At 71.2% G+C, this 23,266-nt stretch carries 22 protein-coding genes; 11 read left to right on the top strand and 11 right to left on the bottom strand.

The window, feature by feature from the left end; genetic code table 11:
* Positions 1 to 2: 2 nt before the first annotated feature.
* The 11 genes from G495_RS17610 to G495_RS0104245 form a co-directional block, all read right to left on the bottom strand.
* Positions 3 to 1,301, bottom strand: coding sequence for a glycosyltransferase family 4 protein (locus G495_RS17610; RefSeq protein WP_035250910.1), 1,299 nt, complete (start codon positions 1,299 to 1,301; stop codon positions 3 to 5).
* A complete protein-coding gene (locus G495_RS20165; RefSeq protein WP_051445055.1) occupies positions 1,298 to 2,092 on the bottom strand; it encodes an FkbM family methyltransferase in 795 nt (264 codons plus the stop codon). Before G495_RS20165 ends, G495_RS17610 begins: the two co-directional genes overlap by 4 nt.
* Positions 2,089 to 4,179, bottom strand: a complete 2,091-nt coding sequence (locus G495_RS20160; RefSeq protein WP_028586782.1) for a glycosyltransferase family protein — start codon at positions 4,177 to 4,179, stop codon at positions 2,089 to 2,091. The genes G495_RS20165 and G495_RS20160 overlap by 4 nt, the downstream gene beginning before the upstream one ends.
* 104 nt (positions 4,180 to 4,283) lie before the next feature.
* A complete protein-coding gene (gene pdxA, locus G495_RS0104280; protein WP_156939572.1) occupies positions 4,284 to 5,459 on the bottom strand; it encodes a 4-hydroxythreonine-4-phosphate dehydrogenase PdxA in 1,176 nt (391 codons plus the stop codon).
* 84 nt (positions 5,460 to 5,543) lie between these two features.
* Positions 5,544 to 5,852 (bottom strand): isoamylase early set domain-containing protein, encoded by a 309-nt coding sequence (locus G495_RS0104275; RefSeq protein ID WP_028586780.1) that lies wholly within the window; start codon positions 5,850 to 5,852, stop codon positions 5,544 to 5,546.
* Positions 5,853 to 5,912: 60 nt separating this feature from the next.
* Complete coding sequence (glgA, locus tag G495_RS0104270; RefSeq protein WP_028586779.1) at positions 5,913 to 7,370, bottom strand: glycogen synthase GlgA; 1,458 nt, start codon at positions 7,368 to 7,370, stop codon at positions 5,913 to 5,915.
* Positions 7,371 to 7,415: 45 nt separating this feature from the next.
* Positions 7,416 to 7,889 (bottom strand): NUDIX domain-containing protein, encoded by a 474-nt coding sequence (locus G495_RS0104265; protein WP_028586778.1) that lies wholly within the window; start codon positions 7,887 to 7,889, stop codon positions 7,416 to 7,418.
* A 2,337-nt stretch (positions 7,890 to 10,226) separates the two neighbouring features.
* Positions 10,227 to 10,856: an L-threonylcarbamoyladenylate synthase gene (locus tag G495_RS0104260; protein WP_245588364.1), complete on the bottom strand. Its 630-nt coding sequence runs from the start codon at positions 10,854 to 10,856 to the stop codon at positions 10,227 to 10,229.
* Positions 10,844 to 11,434 carry a TrmH family RNA methyltransferase gene (locus G495_RS0104255; RefSeq protein ID WP_028586776.1) on the bottom strand — a complete coding sequence of 197 codons (591 nt, stop codon included), beginning with the start codon at positions 11,432 to 11,434 and terminating at the stop codon, positions 10,844 to 10,846. Before G495_RS0104255 ends, G495_RS0104260 begins: the two co-directional genes overlap by 13 nt.
* A gap of 268 nt (positions 11,435 to 11,702) precedes the next feature.
* Positions 11,703 to 12,101, bottom strand: a complete 399-nt coding sequence (locus G495_RS0104250; protein ID WP_028586775.1) for a response regulator — start codon at positions 12,099 to 12,101, stop codon at positions 11,703 to 11,705.
* Positions 12,102 to 12,108: 7 nt separating this feature from the next.
* A complete protein-coding gene (locus tag G495_RS0104245) occupies positions 12,109 to 12,537 on the bottom strand; it encodes a response regulator (protein ID WP_028586774.1) in 429 nt (142 codons plus the stop codon).
* A gap of 298 nt (positions 12,538 to 12,835) precedes the next feature.
* Between G495_RS0104245 and G495_RS17595 the strand changes: the two genes are divergently transcribed.
* The 11 genes from G495_RS17595 to G495_RS0104190 all read left to right on the top strand — a co-directional run bounded on the left by G495_RS17595 (position 12,836) and on the right by G495_RS0104190 (position 23,260).
* A complete protein-coding gene (locus G495_RS17595; protein WP_051445054.1) occupies positions 12,836 to 14,269 on the top strand; it encodes a sigma-54 interaction domain-containing protein in 1,434 nt (477 codons plus the stop codon).
* Positions 14,266 to 14,610 (top strand): NifB/NifX family molybdenum-iron cluster-binding protein, encoded by a 345-nt coding sequence (locus G495_RS0104235; RefSeq protein ID WP_028586773.1) that lies wholly within the window; start codon positions 14,266 to 14,268, stop codon positions 14,608 to 14,610. The genes G495_RS17595 and G495_RS0104235 overlap by 4 nt, the downstream gene beginning before the upstream one ends.
* Before the next feature lie 358 nt (positions 14,611 to 14,968).
* Positions 14,969 to 15,349, top strand: coding sequence for a hypothetical protein (locus G495_RS0104230; protein WP_028586772.1), 381 nt, complete (start codon positions 14,969 to 14,971; stop codon positions 15,347 to 15,349).
* 76 nt (positions 15,350 to 15,425) lie between these two features.
* Positions 15,426 to 15,974, top strand: coding sequence for a hypothetical protein (locus G495_RS0104225; RefSeq protein WP_051445053.1), 549 nt, complete (start codon positions 15,426 to 15,428; stop codon positions 15,972 to 15,974).
* 45 nt (positions 15,975 to 16,019) lie between these two features.
* On the top strand, positions 16,020 to 17,501 hold the full coding sequence (locus G495_RS0104220) for an SLC13 family permease (RefSeq protein WP_028586770.1): 1,482 nt from the start codon (positions 16,020 to 16,022) through the stop codon (positions 17,499 to 17,501).
* Positions 17,502 to 17,596: 95 nt separating this feature from the next.
* The gene (locus tag G495_RS17590; RefSeq protein WP_051445052.1) at positions 17,597 to 19,057 is read left to right on the top strand and encodes a transferase; all 1,461 of its coding nucleotides are present in this window, start codon (positions 17,597 to 17,599) and stop codon (positions 19,055 to 19,057) included.
* 305 nt (positions 19,058 to 19,362) lie between these two features.
* Positions 19,363 to 20,004 (top strand): hypothetical protein, encoded by a 642-nt coding sequence (locus tag G495_RS0104210; RefSeq protein WP_035250908.1) that lies wholly within the window; start codon positions 19,363 to 19,365, stop codon positions 20,002 to 20,004.
* Positions 20,001 to 20,762, top strand: coding sequence for a cobalt ECF transporter T component CbiQ (gene cbiQ / locus G495_RS0104205; RefSeq protein WP_028586768.1), 762 nt, complete (start codon positions 20,001 to 20,003; stop codon positions 20,760 to 20,762). Before G495_RS0104210 ends, cbiQ begins: the two co-directional genes overlap by 4 nt.
* Entirely contained in the window at positions 20,759 to 21,559 is an 801-nt protein-coding gene (locus tag G495_RS17585; RefSeq protein WP_051445051.1) for an energy-coupling factor ABC transporter ATP-binding protein, read from the top strand. The genes cbiQ and G495_RS17585 overlap by 4 nt, the downstream gene beginning before the upstream one ends.
* A gap of 190 nt (positions 21,560 to 21,749) precedes the next feature.
* Positions 21,750 to 22,073, top strand: coding sequence for a hypothetical protein (locus G495_RS17580; protein ID WP_051445050.1), 324 nt, complete (start codon positions 21,750 to 21,752; stop codon positions 22,071 to 22,073).
* Positions 22,074 to 22,471: 398 nt separating this feature from the next.
* Positions 22,472 to 23,260: a sirohydrochlorin cobaltochelatase gene (locus G495_RS0104190; protein ID WP_028586767.1), complete on the top strand. Its 789-nt coding sequence runs from the start codon at positions 22,472 to 22,474 to the stop codon at positions 23,258 to 23,260.
* Positions 23,261 to 23,266: the final 6 nt, after the last annotated feature.

Here is a 23,266-nt window from a genome sequence, read left to right as displayed (position 1 = left end):
GGTCACCCCCTCCGGCCCGCGCGGCGCGCGAGCAGCTCCGCATACAGGTTCACGTAGGCCCGGGCCTGCGCGGCCAGGGGGTAGCGCTCCAGGGCCACGCTGCGGCACAGCCGGGCACGGCCCGGCCCGGCAGGCCCGCCCAGGGCCCAGCGGATGCCGTCGGCCAGCCCGGCGGCGTCGCCCGGGGGCACGAGCCAGCCGGTGCGCTTGTGCTCGACCATGTCGGGGATGCCCCCGGTGTCAAAGCCCACCACCGGCGTGCCGCAGGCCAGGGCCTCCAGCACCACGTTGGGCAGGTTGTCCTCCAGGGAGGGCAGCACGTACACGTCGGCCATGGAATACAGCAGGGCCAGCTGCGTCTCGTCGGTGACGTAGCCCGCCGGGAGCACGGGGAACGGCAGGCGCGGGGCCTGGCCGCCGAATTCGCCGAACATGGCCAGCACCACCGGGGGCGTGCGCCCGTCCGCAGCCAGCAGCTCCAGGGCGCGCACCAGAAAGCGCAGCCCCTTGCGCCGGTTGTGGACCCCCGCCGCGCCGAACAGCACCACCCGCGCGCCCTCGGGCACGCCCAGCTCGCGGCGCACGGCCTCGCGGCTGTAGGGGCGGAACACGTCCACCGGCAGCCCGTAGGGGATGACCCGCACGGGGAACCGGCCCAGCAGCGCGCTGGCCCCGGCGCAATCGCCCAGCCAGCGGCTGGGGGTGACCACCGTCAGGTCCAGCCCCGCGTAGGCCGCGCGGCGGGTCTCGAAAAAGCGGCGCGAGGCGTCGGCCTCGTCCGCCGAGCCCAGCAGCGGGCAGGCCCCGCAGGCCTCGCGCCAGCGCTGGCAGCCCACGCTGTAGTGGCAGCCGCCGGTGAAGGGGTTCATGTCGTGCAGCGTCCAGACCACGGGCCTAGAGGCCAGCAGCGGCACATCGCGCGCGAAGTCCACCATACCCGCCACCCAGTGCAGGTTGAGCACGTCGGCCTCGCCCACGGCGGCCACGGCGTCCAGGGGCGTGTCCGCCCAGGGGTCGCTGAACAGCTCCAGGTCCGCCGAGCGGTTGGGGTACGGCCCGAGCAGTTCCTGCCAGCGGCGCGAGGCCGCCGTCCAGCCCGGGGCGATGGTCTCGCCGCCGGGGGTGGCCGCCGGGGCCTGGCCGCCGGGGCCCGGCAGCAGGCGGATGCTGGCGTCGTCGCCGCGCCGCTTGAGCACGAGCATGGTGCTGTCCACGCCCTCGGCCAGCAGGCCCGCGTGCAGGCGCTGGGCGCTGGTGCCCGCGCCGCCGTAATGCTGCATGCACAGATGCACGACTTTCACGTTCCGGGCCTCCAGGCAAAGACGGTGAAGCAGAATTTGTCGCTGGCCAGGCGCGGGAACGGCGGGCGTTCGTCCGGCGCCAGCCAGGAGGCGTTCTCCAGGTCGGCCAGCACATAGCGCAGGCCCGCGGCGTCCAGCACGCCGAAGATGTCGCGCAGGGCGCCCGCCTCGTGCCCGAAGCGGTGGACCTCCATGACCAGCCGCCCCACGGAGCCGAGGACATCGGCGCAATCGGCCAGCAGCTCGTATTCCGCGCCCTCCACGTCGAGCTTGAGCAGGTCCGGCGGGCGGGCGGCGATGAGGTCACGCAGGCGCACGCTGGGCACGGCCACCGCGCCGGGCCCAGCCCCGCCCACATGCCCGGAGTCATCCATGGTCATGGCGAAGCGCACGCCCGCGTCGTCGGTCCACAGCGCGCCGTGGTGCGGGGTGACGTTGCCCAGGCCGAAGGAGGCCACGTTCCTGGCCAGCATGGCGAAGATGCGCGGGTCGGCCTCGTAGGCGTGGACCTCGGCCCGGGGGAAGCGCGTGGCGAAAAACAGCGCGGCGATGCCGATGTGCGCGCCGCAGTCCAGGATGTACGGTGCGTCGTGGGCGGGGCGGAAGTCGTAGTACCCGCGCCCGAGGATCTGCACGCACTGGTGGTAGAAGCTGTGCAGGTCGGCGTAGTGCAGCTCGCGCCCGTCGATGCGCGCCCGGCCCGGCACGCGGCGCGGCAGCCCGCCCAGCACCGGGGCCAGCCGTTCCAGCACCTCGCGCAGGCTGCCGTCCAGGGAAACGGCGGTGCTCATGGCGCGACCTCCTGCCCGGCGGGGCTGGCCTGCGGGGCGCTCCGGCCCTGGCCACCACGCTCGCGGGCCAGATGGCGGCGCACGATGGCGTCGAAGAGCACGGCCTTGCGGCGCATGGAGTGGTCGCGCAGGCAGCGCTGGCGGCCCCGGGCGGCGATGGCCTCGCGCTCCCCGGGGTGGGCTAGGTAGTGGCGGACCTTGTCCAGCAGCTCGCGGGCGCTGGAATAGGTCTCGATCTCCAGGCCGGGAGTGAAGAATTCCGCAAGGTTGTCCATGGCCTCGGTGAGCACGAAGACCCCGGCGCCCGTGGCCTCGAACAGGCGCATGTTGGCCGTGTCGCGCCCGCCGATGTCCACGGCCATGCCGGTCTGTGGGTCATGGCCGACGTGGGTGGCCCGGGCGTCGAAGGCGATACGCCCGCTGCGCAGGGCGCGGTGCATGGCCACGCCGTAGACCGGGGGCCGCTGCCAGCGCGCCAGGTGTTCGGGCAGGCCCCGGGTCTGGCCCGAGAGGTACAGCCCGCAGGAGAAGCCGCCCTCGGGGCGCCCGGCGGCGCGGGCCAGGGCCTCCAGGTAGCGCCCGCGCCTGCGGTGCTGCCCGGGGGTGAACTGGCCGGAGAAGACCACGTCGCAGTCGGGCTCCACGCCCTCGGCGGCGCGGGCCAGGGCCTCGGGCACGCCCGGCGAGAAGGCCTCCGCCGCCCCGGCGCCGATGCGCAGGGCGAACTCGCGCAGCGGGCCCATGGACGAGAGCAGCACGTCGATGCCGCGCCAGTCCGTTCCGGGCGGGATGTCCGCCGCGCGCCAGCCCAGGGTCAGGGCCGGGCGCAGGGCCAGGGAACGCACGAAGGGCCCGTCGAAGGTGATGGAATCGCTGCAATAGAGCACGTCGGGCGCGAATTCCTCGATCTGCCTGCGGGCGATGGCGCGCACCCACTCGCCCTGGGGCAGGGGCAGGCCGCGGTCGGCCATCCAGCGCCGCTGGGCGTGGGGGTTGTTGGCCACAACGAGCCGGGCTTCGTAGCCCTGGGGCCCCAGGTGCGGGGCGACCATGTGCACGCCGCTGAAGCCGTCGTCCACCAAGGCCTGGACCTGGGCCTCGTAGCGCGCCCCGGCCAGGCGGGGCATGCGCTCGTACACGCCCTGGATGCTCTGGGGGTAGAAGGTGTGCACCTGCATGAGCCGCAGGGGCCGGGCGACGGCGGGCCGGGGCTCCACGGCCTCCAGGCGCCCGGCGTCCGGGGCCTGCTCCGGGGCCTGCGGGCCCAGGCCCACGGCCCAGTTGCGCCGCCAGCGCACCTCGTAATCGAAGCGGCCCTCCCACAGCAGCATGGTGTTGACCACCGAGGCCCGCAGCAGCATGAGCGCCGAAAACGCCTTCTCGCGCAGGGTGGACGGGGCGGTGTGCATGTCCAGCAGCACCGGGGACTTCAGGCCCCGGCGCGTCTCGGCGTCGTATTCCTCGAAGACCAGCGCGCCGTTCCACAGCCGCACCTGCCACAGGTGGTTGGAGACCTCGGCGGTGTTCAGGAACATGTCCTTGCCCGGCGAGGGCGTCTCCACGTAGCCCCGGGGCGCCACGCGCATCAGCTCCTCGCAGGCCCGGGCCGGGTCGGCGCTGTGCTCCAGCACATGACAGCAGGAGACGAAATCGAACTCCCGGTCGGCAAAGGGCAGGTTTTCCACGGCGCAGCGGTGGACCCGGCGGCCTTCCAGCGCCTTGAAGGGCTGCCCGGCCCGGCCCACGGCGTCGTCGTCGGGGTCGAGGTCGGCCAGGTCCGTGGCCAGGGGAAAGGGCACGTTGCCGCTGCCCACGTCCAGCACCCGGTCGCCCTCGGCCACCGGGAAGCGGAAATGCCGCCGCTGGTAGAGGGTGTAGCGGTCGCGCCCGGGCAGGGCCTGGTAGCAGTCGTGGCACAGGGCCAGGATTTCCACATGGGCCTGGGGCCAGGTTTCCAGCAACTGCTCGAAGAGGTCGAAGGCCTGGATCTCGCGCCCGTGTCGGAAAAGTGCCACCGCCCGGGCCAGGCCGTCGGTCAGGCTGTCCAGGGGGATGCGCAGGGGCCGCCTCAGGAATTGTTCATTCATTGCACGTCCTTGTGCCCGGCGTGAAAGAAAAGGAAGCGCCGCGGGAAGGACCGGCACGGTCCTCCCTGCGGCGCAGGTAGCAATAAGTGTACCGGACGGCGGGGTCAGGCCAGCAGGCGCTCGGCCAGGGCCAGGGCCGCGCGCAGGCTGCCCGTGTCGGCCACATCGCGGCCCGTGAGGTCGTAGCCCGTGCCGTGGTCCACGCTGGTGCGCACCACGGGCAGGCCCAGGGTCACGTTCACGGCCTCGCTGAAATGCAGCAGCTTGAGCGGGGCCAGGCCCTGGTCGTGGTACATGGCCAGCACCGCCGAGTAGCGCCCGGCGGCGGCGAAATGGAACACCGTGTCCCCGGGCAGCGGGCCCACGGCGTCGATGCCGCGCGCCCGGGCCGCCTCCACCGCCGGAGCGATGATGTCGCGGTCCTCGGTGCCGATGCGCCCGGACTCCCCGGCGTGGGGGTTGAGGCCGCACACGGCCAGCGGCGCGCCCGCAAGCCCCTGGCGGACCATCAGCGCCCAGGTCAGCTCCAGGCAGCGCAGGATGCGCTCCCGGGTCAGCAGGCGCGGCACCTCGGCCAGGGGCGGATGGGTGGTGGCCAGGCTGACGCGCAGCCGGGGCCCGCACAGGTGCATGCAGACCCCGTCGCGGCCCACGCCCAGGCGCTCGGCCAGGAACTCGGTGTGCCCCGGGAAGTCGAAGCCCGCCTCCTGGAGCATGGCCTTGTGCAGCGGGCAGGTGACCAGCCCCGGGGCGGCCCCGGCGCGCAGCAGGTCGCAGGCGGCGTCCAGGGTCAGCCCGGCGGCGCGTCCGCCCTCGGGGTGGGCCTGGCCCGGGCGGGGGGTGAAGGTTTCCAGCCCCGGGGGCACGCGCAGCCAGACCCCGGGCCCGGGCGCCAGGGGCCCGGCGGGGTCGGCCTCGGCCCAGAAGCGCGGCAGGCCCAGGCGGGCGCGGTGCAGCTCCAGGACCTGGCGCGGGCCGATAAGCACCAGGGGCCGCGCCGGGGCGGCCCCGGCCCCCAGCACGCGGCAGACCAGCTCCGGCCCCAGGCCGTTGGGATCGCCCAGAGTCAGCAGCAGGGGCGCCCCGGCGCCGGAGGCCGTGGCGGCGACGCCCCCCGAGGACGCCGCACACGGAGCCGCCCCCGTCGCCCGGGGCGCGGGCGCGTGGGCCGTGGCAGGCGCGGCAGGCGCAGGGGTTGCAGAGGGCGCGGCAGGCGCGCCGGGCGCAAGGGTCGCGGAGGTCGCGGGAGCCTGGGCAGGCGCGGCGGTGGTGGCGGTCATGGCGGGCCCTGTTCTACGGCAAAGCGCCGCCGTGGTCCAGCCCGTGGACCCCGGCGGCGCGAGGCTTTGGAGGCGGCAGGTGCCCTACACGTCCACCACGGAGTTGTCGCAGTTGCCGAAGACGCTGCGCACGTAGCGGTCGGCGTCCCAGTCGTTCTCCCAGCGCATCTCGTCGATCAGGTAGCGGTACTCGTAGGCGCGCCCGGAATCCAGCTCCACGGTGACGGTGAAGTCGCCGTTCTTGAGCTTCTTCATCTGGGTGGCGTAGACGTTCCAGTCGTTGAACTCGCCGACCAGGGCGGCATTTTCGGCATCGGGCGCGGCCTCCCGGGGCAGGCGGAAGGTCACCTTGGCCCGGGCCTTGGACTTCAGGTACTGCTTCTTCAGGCTCATGGTCTCGTTCCTCCCGGGCACGGGCGGGCCGGGCACGGCATGTGCCGGCGGCCCGCGCCCCTAGATTTTCGCTCCCAGCGAGCGGTAGACATCCAGGTATCCCTGGGCCGAATCGTCCCACGAAAACGCCGTGCGCATGCCGCGCTCCTGCAGGGCCTGCCACGCGGGGGCGTCCTCCCACACGGCCACGGCCCGGCCCACGGCCTCCACCAGCCGCGCCGGGTCGGGCGCGTCGAAGGTGAAGCCCGTGGCCCCGGGCGCGGGATGGGGCACGATGGTGTCGCGCAGCCCGCCCACGGCAGTGGCCACCGGGGGCGTGCCGAAGCGCAGGGCGTACATCTGGGTCAGGCCGCAGGGCTCGTAGCGCGAGGGCATGAGAAAGATGTCCGTTCCGGCCTGGATGTAGTGGGCCATCTCTTCGGTGTAGCCGATGTGCGCCCAGACGCGGCCCGGGTAGCGCTCGGCCATGTCCGCCAGACGCGCCTCGAACTCCAGGTTGCCCTCGCCCAGCACCACCAGCCCGACGTTCAGGCGCATCAGCTCGTCCATGGCCGCCAGCACGAGGTCGATGCCCTTCTGGCGGCGCAGGCGGCCGATGAAGCCCAGGATGGGGCGCCTGGCCAGGGCGGGGTCCAGGTCGTAGGCGGCGATGAGGTGCTCCTTGCAGACCTGCTTGCCCGCCAGGCTGCCCGGGCCGTAGGGCATGGGCAGGTAGCGGTCCGCCCCCGGGTCCCAGACCTCGTAGTCCGCGCCGTTGAGGATGCCGTGCAGGCAGCCCTTGCGGCGACCCAGGATGCCTTCCAGCCCGCAGCCGAACTCGGGGGTGACGATCTCGCGGGCGTAGCCGGGGCTAACGGTGGTGATGCAGTCGGCGTAGGCGATGCCCGCCTTGAGCAGGTTGAAGTCGCCGTAGAACTCCACCCCGTCCATGCCCCAGGCCTCCCAGGGCAGGCCGCTGGTTTCGAACAGCCGCGAGGCGAAGCGGCCCTGGAAGGCCAGGTTGTGGATGGTCAGCACGCAGCGGGTGTCGGCCAGCAGCGGGTCCTTGGGCCGGGCGAAATGCAGGAAGGCGGCGGCCACGGCGGTCTGCCAGTCGTGCAGGTGGATGACCGCCGGGGGCGTCTCCAGGCGGCGGGCCCAGGCCAGGGCCGCCCGCGCCAGGAACACGAAGCGCTCGCAGTTGTCGAAGTAGTCGCCGTGGTGCGTGCAGTAGTAGTAGCGGCGGTCGAAGAACTCGGCGCGGTCGATGAAATAGACGGGCACGCCCTGGAAATTGGCCATGTACACGTCGCAGGTGATGGGCGCCCAGGGATAGCCCACGGGCACGCCGGGGCGCACCAGATGGATGGGGTGCCCGCCCGTGGACATGCGCCCGTACAGCGGCGTGACCACGGCCACGTTGAGGCCCTGGCGCGCCAGGGCCGCAGGCAGCGCGCCCAGCACGTCGCCAAGGCCCCCGGTCTTGGAGAAGGGGTATATTTCAGAGGTAACGAGCAACACGGGCGGTGCGCTTGGCATGGGGCGGTCGTCCTGCGTCGGCAATCGGGCCACGCTAGCAGCGGTTCATGACGGTTTCACGGCAAGGCGCGCCAGCCCGGAGGCGAAATCCTCCAGGATGCGCCCGTGGTCGAAAGCCAGGGGCGCGGGCAGGCCGTCCAGGGGCCAGAAACGGGCGCGCGCCGCGTCGTCCCCGGCGCGCAGCCGGGTGAGGTCGGCGGCCTGGGCCGTATAGACCACGCTCAGGGTCTGCCCGCGCGGGTCGCGCCCGGGGTCGGAATACACGCCGAGCAGCCCGGTGAGCGTCACCTCGAGCCCGGTTTCCTCGCGCGCCTCGCGCACGGCGGCAGCCGGGGCGCTCTCGCCCAGGTCCACGAACCCGCCGGGCAGGGCCCAGCCATGGGGCGGGTTGGCCCGCTCCACCAGCAGCACCCCCCGCGTGGGGTCGTGGATCACCACGTCCACCGTGGGCAGCGGGTTGCGCCGCCGGGCGGCGGCCCCGCCGCACAGCGGGCAGACGTCAGGACCTTCCTGGGCCATGGGGCTCGCCTCCGGGCAGGCGGACAGACCCGCCGGGCTTGCGCTCCGGTCCCGTCGCGTCCGGGCCGGGTGGCGGTTGTGAAAACGCTATCATGCTCAGACATATGACAATGACAGCAGAAAGACAAGAATGATTCCCAGAAACCGGGCTCCAAGGTCCGCCAGCGCAACCCGGCGCAGGCACCCCAGGATTGTTCTCCCGGCGGGCATCCCCCTGGCCGCAGGGTCGGAAACCGGCCTGCGGCGGCGCTTTATGGGTAAAAGATTTTGGCCCCGGGCCAAGCCGGGGCCGCAGACGGCGGGAACGGCAAAGGCCGCCGGGCCCGGCCGGGCGGCAGCGGGCAGCGCCAGGGCGGGCATGACATCCAGCCGGGGGGGGCCGAGGGGCCCCGGCGCGCCGGGCCCGCAGCGGCCCGGCAGCACACCCGCGCAGGCCGGGAACCGGGGCCCCACCCCCAGCGCCCGCGCGCAAACGGCGTCCCTGGTTGCAAACCAAGACTCCCCTGTACACCCTGCCCGCGCCCCCACGCAAAAACTGGAAACCGGCTTCCAGGCCACCACACCCGAAAGCCGATTTCCAGCGAAGGTTCGTCAAAGGACAACACTCCTCTAGCACGGAGCGTGCCAAAGGGGCCGCGCGGGACACAATTCATTTTAGGCAAATGAAATCAATATCTTGACTCCTGTCCGCTCGGCCCGCCCCACTCCCCGAACCCTGGGCGGGGGCAAGATTTTTGTACCGCCCGGGCCCCGGATGCGCCCCCGGCCCGGGTTGCGGCAAATTTTTTGTACCCCAGCCGGACACGCAGTCCGCAGGGCGGCCAGGACGCCCGCAGCCGCGCAAACCCGGAAATCGGGGCAGCCCAGGCCGCGCGCCGTCCATGATGTACTGACCGCCCCGGAGCCCCGGCAAAGCCCAGCCCACGCGCCCGCGCAGCCCGCGCCCTTGGCCAGGGCGCCCCCGCAAGCAACCAACGTCCGGCTGCGCATGCGCAGCAACCACCTCGCGCCCCGCCCGCGCAGGCCCGCGCGCCGGACCCTGCTGCGACAGATGGACGCCGAGGCCCGCGCCGCCCGCGCACGCGCCACCCGCAGGTTTCCGTCATCGTGGTGGATTCCACCGGCCGCGCCCCGCACGCGCACGCGCCACCCGGAAGCCAGGCGCCCTCCCCGCCGCGCCCCCACGCAAAAACTGGAAATCGGCTTCCAGGCCACCACACCCGAAAGCCGATTTCCAGCGAAGGTTCGTCAAAGGACACCACTCCTCTAGCACGGAGCGTGCCAACCGGGGCACGCACGGAGGCAAACAATACTAAATCAAATAAAATAGCGACTTATACCCATAGACAGCCCCAGCGCCCGCGCCCCGAAGCCTCGGGCGGGGGCAAGATTCTTGTACTGCCCGGGCGGCCAGGGCCTGCCCGGGCCCGGGCGCGGTAAAAATCTTGTACCGCCCGGCCCGGCCCGGCTGGCGTTGCCCGGGTCGGGGGACAGGCCGATGGGCAGGCGAAGGACGGGGCGAGGGGCAGGCCGATGGACGGAGCGACGGGCTGGGCGAGGGACGGAGCCGCATGACGCAGGCCCAAACGGAAACCGGCTTCCGGGCCACCACAACCCGAAAGCCGGTTTCCAACGAAGGAAGGAAAGATGCTTTTGCTCTAGCATGTCCCGTGCCAAACCATGTCCGGATGACCAGTTAAAAAATAGCCCTTTTATTCAGGCACATTACTGGCAAAGCCGCCGAAAGCGCCAGGCGGACGAGGCCAGGAAGGGTTCAGGATATTCTACTCCCCCCGGGGCCTGCCGGGCTGCGGGCGGCCCGGGGGCAAGGATCTTGAACCACGTGCCCGGGGCGGGCGGTGGTCCGGCGCGTCCTGCTGCCCGCGCGGGGCCTGGGCGGGCGGCACCGCGCACCGCACAGAAATCGCAAGGCTGGGCAGGCGGCGCGGTGCCAGGACAGAAGGCACGGCCCCGAAGCGGGAAGCGCGGCGGCGGGACAGGCGGCGCGGCGCCGGAGCGGAAAACGCGGCGACAGGGCGAGGGACGCCGGAAAGGGTTCAGGATATTTTACTCCCCCCGGGGCCTGCCGGGCTGCGGGCGGCCCTGGGGCAAGGATATTGAACCGCGTGCCGGGGGCCGACGGCGCAGCGCACCGCGCAGAAGCGAGCAAGGCCGGGGTGGGCAGCGCGGCGCCGGGCGAAAGCACCGGGGAGGGTTCAGGGCATGCGCTTCCCGGGGGCTTCCGAGTTGCGCGCGGCGCCGGGCAAAGATCTTGAACCACGCGCCCGGGGCGGCGGCGGCCCGGTGCGTCCTGCTGGTCGCGCGGGGCCGGGGGAATCAGGCTGCCGGGCGCGGGTCGAAGCCCGCCCGGCGCAGGGCGTCCAGGTCCACGGCACCCAGGCGATGGACCACCAGCGCGGCCCCGCCCAGGGGTTCGACCACCGTGGACGGCGCTCCGCCAGCCGGAGCCGGGCCCAGGCCGACCACGCAGTCCACCCGGGCGACCAGGGCGGGGTCCAGCTCCTGCTGCCGGGCTGCGGCGGGCCTGCCGCTCAGGTTGGCGCTGGTGGCCACCAGGGGCCGCCCTGACTGGTGGCACAACTGGGCCGCCACGGGGTGCGACGTCACCCGCACCGAGGTCAGCCCGCGCGCGTCGCACACCCCCGGGGGCAGGCCGGGCGCCGCGCGCACCAGCACCGATAATGGCCCCGGCCAGAACAGCTCGCCCAGACGGAAGACCTCGGGCGTGGGCCGCGCCGTGACCAGGGGCAGCTGCTCGGGCCCGCAGATGACCAGGGGCAGCGGCTTGGCCGGGTCGCGGCCCTTGATGCGCCCCACGCGCGCGGCCACGGCCCGGCTCGTGCCGTCGCCGCCCAGGGCGTAGAGCGTTTCGGTGGGATAGACCAGACAGCCCCCGGCGGCGATGACCTCCAGGGCGCGTTCCAGGCCGGGCTCTAGCGGGCGCACCAGTCGTGCTCCATGGCCGCGATTTCGGCCTCGGAAAAACTCGGGGTGTCGTACAGGCCCGCCGCGCTGCGCTGGCGGAAGGCCTCGTAGAGGATGATGGCCGCAGCCACGGACACGTTCAGGCTCTGGACCATGCCCATCATGGGGATGAAGATCTGGTCAGGCACCAGGGCCTCCAGCTCGGGCGACACGCCCCGGTGCTCGTTGCCCAGCACGATGGCCGTGGGCCGGGTCAGGTCCCAGTGGGTCAGGGGCCGGGCGGTCTCGGAAAAGCCCGTGGACAAAAGCTGGAACCCGCGCGCGCGCAGGTCGCCCGCCAGGGCCGCCGCGTCGCTGTGGCGGCGCTGGGCCACCCATTTGCGGGCCGACGCCGAGGACTTGGCCCCCAGGTTGGGAAACGCCGTGTCGGTGTAGTACAGGTCGATCTCGTGGACCCCGAAGGCGTCGCAACTGCGCAGGATGGCCGAGACATTGTGCGGGTCGTGGATGTTGGCCACCACCAGCCGCAGGTCCTTCTGCCGGCGCATGAGCACCTGGCGCACGCGGGCTTTGCGGTCGTCGGTCCTGCATTCGGGGATTCGTTTCACCGCGCTCCTCGTGCGGCGCACACGGCTGCGCTCCTTGCGGGGGGCCGCCGCGGCCATGGCGTCGTCGTTCATGCTCCACCTCCGGGTCGCGGGCGGCCAGCGCCGTGCCCGCAACCCGGCTGGGCATACACGTTTTTCCGGCGCTTGGAAACCGTTCGCGCTCCGGGCCCGGGGCGCAAGACTCCGGGCCAAGGACGCAAACCCCCGGGGCGCGGGGCGCCCCGGGGGTGCGGAAGATGCCCGGCCCGCCGGGCGGGCCTCAGGCCGGTGCGCTCTGGGCGGCCGCCTGGCGGATCGTGGCCAGCAGGTCGTCCAGTTCGCAGGGTTTGAGCAGGTAGTCAAAGGCCCCCAGGGCCAGTCCCTCGCGGGCGGCCCGCTCCGAGCCGTGGCCGGTGAAGATGATCACCGGCAGCTCCGGGGCCATGGCCTTGACTATGCGCAGCAGTTCGATGCCGTCCATGCCCTCCATTTTCAGGTCCACCACGGCCACGTCGAAATCGGCCCGCCGCAGGGCGCGGATGGCCTCGCGGCCCGAGCCCGCCATGTGGACATCCAGGCCCCGCCGGGCCAGGCGCCTGCCCAGGGCCTCGACGAACCCGGGTTCGTCGTCCACCAGCAAAAGGCGCAGGGCCTGGTCTGTCGTGGCCGTCCGGGTCATGGCCGCCCTAGTCGCCCCGGCGCAGGGCGATGCTTTCGGCCTCGGCCTGGAGGATGCGCGCCTCGTGGCCCTGGTGGCGCTGGGCGGCCTGGCCGACCTTGGCCACGAGGTCCTCGATCTCGCAGGGCTTCATCAGGTAGTCGAAAGCCCCCAGGCGCATGCCTTCGATGGCCGTCTCCACCGTGCCGTGCCCGGTGAGCATGATGACCTCCACCAGGGGGAATTCGGCCTTGATGCGCCGCAGGGTCTCGACGCCGTCCATGCCGGGCATTTTCACGTCGAGCACCACGACCTCGGTGCCTGCGGTCTGCAGCGCCTCCAGGGCCGCCTCGCCGGACAGGGCGGTACGCACCACCATGCCCCGCTTGGTCAGCCGCTTCTCCATGGCCTCCACGAAGCCCTGCTCGTCGTCCACCAACAAGACCTTCTCGTGCATGTTGCCTCCTCGCGGATCGTGGCGGGGCCGGGGCCTTGCCCACCCTGCGCCCGTCGCGTTGTCCTGGGCCCGCCGGGCCCCTGTTGTTCCACCTTGCACCCGCCGAAGCGGGTGTTCCGTTCACTTCTTCACATAGGTCCATTGCACAGGAAACAAGCGATATGTCAACAAAAACCCAAGGGTTCCCCGCACCCGACCCAAAATTGCCCCTTGCCAACCCGTTTCAAAATGTTTCATAATCAGGTCAACTGATGGACCCAACCCAACGAAAAACAAGGACCACGACGGCACCACGCCCATGACAGACACCCCCCCGCCCCGGGCCGCCTCGCGCATCCACGGCGTGTTCGACGTTCCGGTGCCCTTCCTGGCCCTGCTGGACGAGATTCCCCTGGCGGTGCTGCTGCTGGACCGCCAGCGCACCGTGGTGGCCCTGAACCAGGCCGCCGAGGTGCTCACGGGCTTCTCGGCCCGGCGCGCCGTGGGCCTGCCCTGCCGCCATGTGCTGCGCGCCAACACCTGCGTGCGCGGCTGCCCGGTGGCCGAGCTGTCGCGCGGGTCCGGCCCGCTGTGCCGCGAGGGCGACATCATCAGCGCCGACCGCCTCAAGCTGCCGGTGCGCATCACCGCCTCGGCCCTGCAGGACGAGGCCGGGCGCCTGGCCGGATACATGGAAACCATCGAGGACCTGCGGCTGTTCCAGCACCTGGAGCCCAAGAAGATGAACGCCCTGGGCTACGCGGGCTTCATTGGCCAGAGCCCGCGAATGGGCGGGGTGTTCAAGCTTCTGCCCAGCATCGCCCAGACCGACTCCTCGGTGCTCGTCACCGGGGAGACCGGCACCGGCAAGGACCTGCTGGCCGAGGCCCTGCACCAGGCCTCGGACCGGGCCAAGGGCCCCTTCGTCAAGGTCAACTGCGGGGCCCTGCCCGAAACGCTGCTGGAATCCGAGCTCTTCGGCCACGTCAAGGGCGCCTTCACCGGCGCGGTGGAAAGCAAGAGCGGGCGCTTCAAGCTGGCCCACAACGGCACACTGTTCCTGACGGAAATCGGCGACCTGCCCCTGTCGCTCCAGGTCAAGCTGCTCTCCTTCCTGGACGACAAGACCGTCCACCCCCTGGGCGGCACCAAGGGCCTCAAGGTGGACGTGCGCATCATCGCCGCCACCCACCGCGACCTGGAGGCCATGGTCCGCGAGGGGCGCTTCCGCGAGGACCTGCTGTTCCGGCTCAACGTGGTGCGCATGCACCTGCCGCCCCTGCGCGAGCGCGGCGGCGACGTGGAAATGCTGCTCGACCACTTCCTGAGCCAGTTCAGCGCCACGTTCCAGAAGCGCATCGGCGGCTTCGAGCCCGCGGCGCGCAAGCTGCTGCTGCGCTACCCCTACCCCGGCAACGTGCGCGAGCTGCGCAACATCGTCGAATACGCGGTCAACGTCTGCGACGGGGAGATCGTCTCCCTGCGCCACCTGCCCACGTACATGACCCGCCCCGAGGCCCTGCGCGCCGATGCCCTGCCCCTGCCGCCCGCCGACGCCCTGCGGCCCCAGGCCGTCCGGGCCCCGGTGTCCAGCTGGCGCGAGGCCGAGCGCGAGCTGATCCTCGACGCCCTGACCCAGGCCCGGGGCAGGCGCGGGCGGGCCGCAGAAATCCTGGGCTGGGCGCGCAGCACCCTGTGGCGCAAGATGCGCGCCCACGGCCTGGAAACCGCCGCCGAGGAGCCCCGGACATGAAGGCGCTCATCACCCTGGACCTGGACACCGTCGCCCCGCGCTTCGACCTGACCGCCGATGTCTGGATCGGGCGCATCGACCCCGACGGGACGGTGCGCAACGCCAAGACGCTGGTGCTCTCCTCAGCCTCGGCGGACGAGCTGTGCAAGCTGGTGCTGACCGAGAAGATCGAGGTGGTCGTCTGCGGGGCCATCGAGGACAAATACTACGAATACCTGCAATGGAAGGACGTCACGGTCCTGGACTCCGTGGTCGGCGCCCTGGACGCCGTGGTCCAGGCCCTGGCCCGGGGCGCCCTGGAGCAGGGCGCCGCGCTCCCGCTGCGGCCCGGGGCGGACTGACCCTGCGGGCGCCCGCCTGCCCCCGTCCCGCGTCTTTTCCGCGCACGTTCCATTCACGAACAAGCAGATGGCGCTTGTGCGACGCTCTGTAAAAACAGAGAGTTCCAGTTGCAAACCATTTTTTTGTTCCATTGTGTTTCATAATGAATCGTTCATTTTGTTTCAAATAGTCGCAACATTCCCGCCCCCTGTATCCCCTCCAGTATAACAACCTGAAAATAAAGTATCTTTCCCCTTGGCACGCTTCGTGCTCAAGGGGAATGGCTTGTGAATTTTGTGTCCAGAATTTTAGTAAACAAAATCAACGCTATGCCGTGTGGCCGCCCAAAATCCCACGGCTGGCGCGGATGGAAGACGGATGGACTACCGCGTGCTGTTCATAGCGCCGGAAGACGGCTTCAGGCTCAAGGTCGCGGACAGGCTTGCGGACTGCGGCCTGGACGTGCAGGCCGAGGCCGACCCCGACGAGGCCGTGCGCGCGCTGGCCGACCGGGGGGCCGAGGTGGTGCTGTTTGCCGCCGGGGAGGAGCACGACAAGGACCTCGCGCTGCTCACGCGTCTGCTGGCCGCCGCGCCCCGGGCCGGGATCATCCTGCTCGAGCCCGGCGGCGACGTGGACTTCGCCATGCAGGCGCGCCGCCACGGCGTGTTCGACGACATCCTCATGCCCTTCGAGATGGCGGACCTGCTGGCCAGGATCGAGCAGGCCGGGCGCGCCGCCCGGGGCACCCAACGCTGAACGGGCGCCCCCGGGGCGCCGCAGGGCACACAAGGCCAGCCTGGGGCTGGCCGCAACTTCGCCAGGAGGCAGGCTCATGGAAATGACCATCAAGGAACTCATGATTCCCGTCGCGGAGTACGTCACCGTGCGGACCGGGGACACCCTGGCCCAGTACTTCCAGGCCCTGGAGGCCGACAAGGCCGCCAAGGGCGGCGCCCACAGCCACCGCGACGCCCTGGTCATGGACGCGCAGGGCCAGGTGGCGGGCAAGGTGACCATGCACGACGTGTTCCTGGCCCTGGAGCCGGGCTACAAGAGCATCCTCGACTCCCTGTCCGAGACCTCGGTGCTCACCCCGGCCTACCTGGCCGGAATCTATAAGGACTTCGACCTGTGGGCCAAGCCCCTGCCCAACCTGTGCCAGCGCGCCGCGCAGCTCACCGTGGGCGAGATCATGCATGCGCCCGAGCAGGCCGAATTCGTGGACGAGGACGCCACCGTGGACGTGGGCCTGCACCGCTACGTCATGGGCGTGCACCAGCCGCTGCTGGTGCGCGGCGCGGGCGGGCGCGTCACGGGCGTGCTCCGCTTCGGCGACGTGTTCAAGCGCATCAAGGACCTGACCCTGGCCTGCGCCCTGTAGGCCAGACACCCTTTTCAACCGACCACACAGAGGGAAACCGCAATCATGAACGCAGCAGCTACGGCACCAAACCAAGGCTTCGACTGGAAGCGGCTCGTGTTCCTGCTCACGGGCGTCACGCTGTTCACCATCGTCTACTTCTCCCCGGCCTGGCCCGACGCGGTGGACCCCATGGGCGAGCATTTCGTCCTGACCCGCGAAGGCAAGGGCGCCCTGGCGGTGTTCCTGCTGGCCGGCATCTGGTGGGTCTTCGAGGTCGTGCCCATCGGCGTCACCTCGCTGATGATCGGCATCCTCCAGGCCGCCTTCCTCATCCGCCCGGCCAAGGTCGCCTTCAAGGACTTCATGGACCCCTCGGTGCTGTTCATCTTCGCCTCGCTGGTCATCGGCGCCGTGTTCACCAAGACCGGCCTGACCAAGCGCATGGCCTACAAGATGCTCGACGTCGTGGGCGAACGCACCTCCATGATCTACCTGGGCTCCTTCGTGGTCTGCGGCCTGCTCACGCTCATCATGGCCCACACCGCCGTGGCCGCGACCCTCTATCCGCTGCTGGTGGCCATCTACGGCCTGTATTCCGACGACCCGCACAAACCGACCAAGTTCGGCAGGGGCCTGTTCATGGGCATGGCCTTCGTGGCCGGGGCGGGGTCCATCGTCACCCTGCTGGGCGCCGCGCGCGGCGCCGTGGCCCTGGGTTTCTACAAGGACATCATGGACAAGGACGTCAGCTTCTTCGAACTGACCTACTACATGGCGCCCATCGGCTGGCTGATGATCTTTTTGCTGTGGGGCTTCTTCATGGTCGTGTGCAAGCCCGAGAAGAAGACCATCCCCGGCCTGCGCCAGAAGGCCCGCGAGCTCAACGCCGGCCTCGGGCCGCTCTCGCGCCACGAGATCCTGGCCGCCATCATCGTCGGCACGGCCATCCTGGCCCTGAGCCTGCGCTCCTTCATCCCGGCCCTGAACGCCATCGACAAGACGGCCATCATCCTCCTGTCCACGGTGCTCTTCTATGTCTTCCGCATCCTCGACCTCAAGGACCTGGAAGAGGTGCCCTGGAACATCGTGCTGCTCTTCGCCGGGGCCATGTCCATCGGCTTCTGCCTGTGGGAGACCGGCGCGGCCAAGTGGCTGGCCGTGAACTGGCTGGCCATCTTCAAGGAGGCCCACTGGTTCGTGTTCGTCATGTCCATCGCCTTCTTCGTCATGGTCATGACCAACTTCATCATGAACGTGGCGGCCATCGCCATCTCCCTGCCGGTGGCCCTGGTCATCGCGCCCTACCTGGGCGTGACCGGCGAGGTCATCCTGTTTGCCTCGCTGGTCACGGCGGGCATGCCCTTCCTGCTGCTGGTGGGCGCGGCGCCCAACGCCATCGCCTACAACTCGCGCCAGTTCACCAGCGGGCAGTTCTTCATGCTCGGCATCCCGGCCAGCATCATCCTGATGATCGTGGTCGGCCTGGCCGTGTTCGTCATCTGGCCGCTGATGGGCATGCCCACGACCCTGCCCTCCGGGGGCTAGACCATAAAAGACCGTTCGCGTAGACAACAGGGGCGGCGCCGGGTCGGGCTGGCGCCGCCCCTGCCCTTCGCGAACCAAAGAAAGGCGGTACATCCATGAATCAGTTGAATAATCTGCTTGAGAGCATCATCACCCGCGTCAACGTCAACCTGCGCGAATACGCCGACGTCGGGCCGCACATCCGCGACCTTGTGCCCCACGAGCATTTCGCCAGCTTCTACGCCTTCTACGCCCTGACCCTGCACCATCCCCTGCATTTCATGTTCCGCGAGTCCTGCCTGTCAGGCACCTATTTCCTGGGCAAGTGCGAAGTCCAGCGCTCCATCCTCTACAAGAGCGACATCCGGGGCGACGAGCTCAAGCGCCGGGGCGACGTGTTCGACGTCGATGGCATGAAGATCAAGCTCTACACCGACGAATTCATCGCCATCCGCGACAGCTTCCTGCTCAAGACCCTGGTCCACAACTACTCCCACGACCCGGAAAACCTGGAAAAATTTGCCATCCGCAACACCGTGGCCCTGCACTGGTCCAACATCCACGGCTCGCCCGTGGAGGGCTGCCTGCTCGAGCCCTTCGCCACGGTGGACTTCACCAGCGCCCACAACTGCGTGTTCGGCGCCCACAGCTACGTGCAGGTCGGCGAGCTGTCGCACACCTACGTCAAGCCCGGGCGGGTCTGGGTCCGCTCCGAGGGCGCCTTCGAGTTCGACTACCAGTTCCCCCAGGAGGTCCTCGACCGCTTCGTGCACTACGAGGTCGGCAGCTGCCCCTCGGGCATCATGATGGACTACGTGGAGGACCGCAAAGAGGACTTCATCCCCGTCTACTCCTCCGTGACCCAGGCCGCGTCCATCCCCGTGCCCCGGGGCGCCTCGCTGTCGCCCTACGCCGTGGTCAAGGGCGAGACGAGCATCGACGAGAACGTGCTGGTCTGCCAGCGGGCCTACCTGGCCGAAGCCTCCCTGGGGCGCGGCGCCAACGCCCAGGAGAACTGCTACATCGTCCACTCCCGCCTGGACGGCTATAACGTCACGGCCCACGGCGGCAAGATCATCCACGCCCACTGCGCGCCCAACTGCTTCGTGGGCTTCAACGCCTTCGTCCACGGCACCCCCGAGCACCCCCTGCAGATCGGCAAGGGCTGCATCGTCATGCCGCACACCATCATCGACGCCACCGAGGCCCTGGTCATCCCCCCGGGCACCCTGGTCTGGGGCTTCATCCAGAACGCCGAGGACCTGCGCAACAACTCCATGCCCCTGGCCCGGCTGCGCGACTTCAGCGGCGAGACGCGCTTCGGCACCATGCGCTTCTCCGGCAGCGGCCGCGCCTTCGTGGACGCCTTCTCCAACCGCATCCAGCACATCCTGGAGGCCAACGGCGCCTACTACGACCCCGCCACCGGCCAGGGCGCAGGCCACGCCCAGATGAACAACGACATGGCCTACAACATCGTCCAGCCCTACCCCGCCGGGGACAAGCAGGGCCTCTACCCGACCCTGGAGATCAGCCCCGCGCGAGAGAACATCTTCGGGGACGACGGCGACGACTAGCCCCGGCCCCGCCGGACCTGCCCATGCCTTCCGCCCCGGGCCGCGCTGCGGCCCGGGGTTTTTTCCGCCTGTGTCCCGGCGGGCGCCGGTTCCATGCCGCCGCGCGCGCCTCCCGCGTCCCGGCGCGCATGCGCCGCGTTGGCGCCCCGCCGCACCCGTGCCCGGCGCGCGCGCCCAGGCCGCCCCGCCCTCCCGGGGCATGCCTGCGCTATGGCACTTCGCCCGGGAATGTGATACGCGCCATCCACCGGGCGCCGCGCCCGGCAACGCGCCGCCTGGGGCGGCCATGCCGACGGAGAACCGCCATGTACCCTGCCCGCACCTTGCGCGCCGCCGCCCTGGCGGCCCTGGCCATCCTGACCCTGGCCGCCCTGCCCGGCGCGGCCCTGGCCCACCGGGCCAACGTCTTCGCCTATGTCGAAGGTGACACGATCCATGTCGAAACATCCTTCAGCGGCGGCAAACCGGCCATGAACAGCCCGATAGAGGTCTACGACGCCGCCTCGGGCGCCCTGCTGCTGACCACGCAGACCGACGCCAAGGGCCTGGGCGCCTTCGCCGTGCCCCAGGCCGCGCGCGAGGCCCGGGCCGACCTGCGCCTGGTGCTGCTGGCGGGCGAGGGCCACCGCGGCGAGTGGGTCGTCAAGGCCGGGGAATACCTGGCGGACCAGGAAGCCGCCGCGCCCGCCGGAGGCGCCGCGCCCCAGGCCGCCGCAAGCCCCGCGCCCCAGGCCACCGGGGCCGCCCCCGCCGCCCTAGTGGACGAAGCCGCCCTCAAGCGCATCGTGGCCGAGGCCGTGAGCCACGAGCTGGCGCCCCTGCGCCGCTCCCTGGCGGCCATGGCCGAGCCGGGCCCCACGGTCCACGACGTGCTGGCGGGCATCGGCTACATCCTGGGCCTGTTCGGCATCGCCGCCTGGATGCACAGCCGCAAGGCGTCCCGGTGATCGAGGAGCGCCTCCAGGGCGGCCACGGGCCGCTGCACCGCCTGGACCCGCGCGCCCGCCTGCTGGCGGCGGCGGCGTGGTCCGTGGCCGGGGCGGTGGTCCAGGGGCTGCCCGTGGCCCTGGCGGCCCTGGCGGCCTCGGCCCTGCTGCTGGCCGCCGCGCGCCCGCCCCTGGGCGAGGTGGCCCGCCGCCTGGGCGCGGTGAACGTTTTCATCGCCTTCTTGTGGCTGCTCATGCCCTTCAGCACGCCCGGCGACCCCACCTTCTCCGTGCTCGGGTTCGCCGCCACGCGCCAGGGCCTGGAGCTGGCCGCCCTCGTGACCCTGAAGGCCAACGCCATCGTCCTGGCCTTCATGGCCCTGGTGGCGACCATCCCGGTCCAGGACCTGGGGCACGCCCTGCGCAAGGTGGGCGTGCCGCACAAGCTGGCGCTGCTTCTGGTCTTCACCCACCGCGCCATCCAGGCCATGGCCGACGAGTACCGCCGCATGCGCCAGGCCATGACCGTGCGCGGCTTCGTGCCCCGCACCGGCCTGCACACCTGGCGGGCCTACGCCTGCCTGGCGGGCATGATCCTCGTGCGCGGCATGGACCGCGCCGAGCGCGTGCGCGAGGCCATGCTCTGCCGGGGCTTCACCGGCGAGCTGCGTTCCACCAGCCCGCTGGCCGCCCGGCCCGTGGACCATATCTTCCTGGCCGCCATGCTCTGCGCCTCGGCGCTGCTGGCCTGGGCCGGGCTTTGGAGAGCCGCGCCATGACCGCTCCGCTGTTCGAGCTGCGCAAAATCACCTACGGCTACCCGGGGCGCCAGCCCGTGCTGCGCGAGCTGGATTTCGCCTTCGCCGGAACCGAGCGCATCGGGCTCATCGGCCCCAACGGCTCGGGCAAGACGACCCTGGCGCGCATCGTCATGGGCCTGGCCCGGCCAAGCGCCGGGCAGGTGCTGCACCACGGCCAGCCCCTGGAGCACGACCGCGACTTCACGGCCATCCGCCGCGAGGTGGGCCTGCTGTTCCAGAGCGCCGACGACCAGCTCTTCTATCCCTCGGTGCTCGAAGACGTGGCCTTCGGGCCGCTGAACCTGGGGCTCGCGCCCGCCGAGGCGGTGCAGCGCGCGCGCGAAACCCTGGAGCGCCTGGGCCTTGCGGGCTTCGAGCGGCGCATCACCTACAAGCTCTCGGGCGGGGAGAAGAAACTCGTGTCCCTGGCCGCCGTGCTGGCCATGCGGCCCCGGGCGCTGTTCCTGGACGAGCCCACCAACGCCCTGGACACCGACACCCGCGCCCGGCTCATCGCCATCCTGGACGAGCTGGACATCCCGCGCATCATCATCTCCCACGATTTCGACTTCCTGGCCCAGACCACGCGGACGATCTACGCCCTGGCCGACGGGCGCGTGCACTTCGACGGGCAGACCGCGACCCACGAGCACATCCACGCCCACGTCCACGCCCATGTGCACACCCACGCCCACGGCGGCGTGCCCCACGTCCACGAGGGCGACCACGAGCACGCCCCCGGGCCTGGATGCGCGGGCGGCGGCGACCCCGCCTAGAAAACTGCGGAAAAAGTCCTTTTCCGGGCCGCGCAAACATGATGAGGTGGCGGCGCGGACAATCCCGGGCCGACGCGCGGCAGGCCAGCCGCCGGGGCCCGGATTTCTTGCGCGCCCCGGCCTGCGGCCCCGAAACGGCGGCCGGCCCGGCCCGCGGCGGCGCCATGCACGGACACGACAAGGAGCATCCATGGCCTTTCATCTGCGCGAGCACAGTTTCGACGCCACCCTGGAGGCGGCCAGCGAGTACGAGGACGCCGTGGTGGTCCACGGCTGGGTGAACCAGGGCGGGTTCTGGCACGTCCACGCCTGGGTGCAGACCGGGGCGGGCGTGGTGGACCTCACCGAGACCCGCGAGCCCCAGGACCCGGCGGCCTACTGCGCCCGCCTGGGCATCGACCCCGCCCACACCGTGCGCTACGGGCGCGTGGAGTTCTTCACCCTGTTCGCCGAGCACGGCCACATGGGCCCCTTCGACCCGGCCTTCGAGGCCGCGCGGCCCGAGGGGGAGTAGCGGCGCGGGGCGCCCGCGCGGCGCCGGGGCGGCAACGGGGTGGCAGGGCTCGGTTCCCGCGCGACACCGGGGCGGAGCCGCTGCGACAGGACGCGCGGCATCCGGACGGCGATGCGCCGGGCGCCAAGCGCGCGAGGCGGGCGGACGGCCCGGATTTCGCCCACGCCCCGGCCCAGGGGGCGCGAAGCCTCCCGGGGCGTGCCTGGCCGCGCGCCAGGGGCAGGCCGTTCCCCGGCGGCAGGAACCGCGCGCCCGAGGCCCACACGCAAGACGCGCCCAGGCTTGTGTGGCCGCGCCCGGGGCGTGTCTGGCCGCGCTGGCGGGCAGGCCGTTCCCTTGCGGCAGGAACCGCGCGCCCGGGGCTTCTCGCCGGGCGCGTTGTCTGCTAGGAAAGGCGGATGAAGAAAGGAATCCTGCTGGTTGCCTTCGGTTCAAGCCGCCAGGAGGCGCATCTGACCCTGGACCGCTTCGACGTGCGCGTGCGCGAGCGCTTCCCGGGCCTGCCCGCGCGCTGGGCCTTCACCTCGGGGGTCGTGCGCGGCAAGCTGGCCGAGTCGGGCATGAAGACCGACTCCGTGCCCAAGGCCCTGGAAAAGATGTGGTTCGAGAAGTACACCCATGTGGCCGTGCAGTCGCTGCACGTCATCACCGGGCGGGAATACGACGGGCTGGCGGCGGATGTGGCGGGTTTCAACGCGCCGGGGCGGGCCTTTGCCGGGCTGGCCCTGGGCGGCCCGCTGCTGCGCGGCCCGGCAGACGTGCCCCCCGCCGTGGAAGCCATCCTGGCCAACCTGCCGCCGCAGCGCGAGCCCGGCGACCCCGTGGTGCTCATGGGCCACGGCACCTGGCACGCGGGCGACAGCCTCTACGACCTGCTCTACGACGCCCTGCGCGCCCGCACGAATGATGTGTTCCTGGCGACCATGGACGGGCGGCTGACCATCGCCGAGGTCCGCGACGCCCTGCTGGCACGCGGCGCCACCCGCGCCTGGCTCCAACCCCTGCTGGCCCTGCCCGGCCGCCACGTCCACCACGATATGTGCGGCCCCCAGCCAGGCTCCTGGGCCACCATCCTGCGCACCTCCGGCATCACCCCCATCTGCGCCACCACCGGCACCGCCGAATACCCCCAGTTCGCCGCCCTCTGGCTCGACCATTTGGAGGAGGCGGTGCGGGAGTTGGGGTGATTTCTA

Source organism: Desulfocurvus vexinensis DSM 17965 (genome assembly GCF_000519125.1).
In the GTDB taxonomy this organism is placed as follows: Bacteria; Desulfobacterota; Desulfovibrionia; order Desulfovibrionales; family Desulfovibrionaceae; genus Desulfocurvus; species Desulfocurvus vexinensis.
The sequence above is the reverse complement of the archived record's forward strand: the minus strand, read 5'-3'. Positions and strand labels throughout refer to the sequence as shown.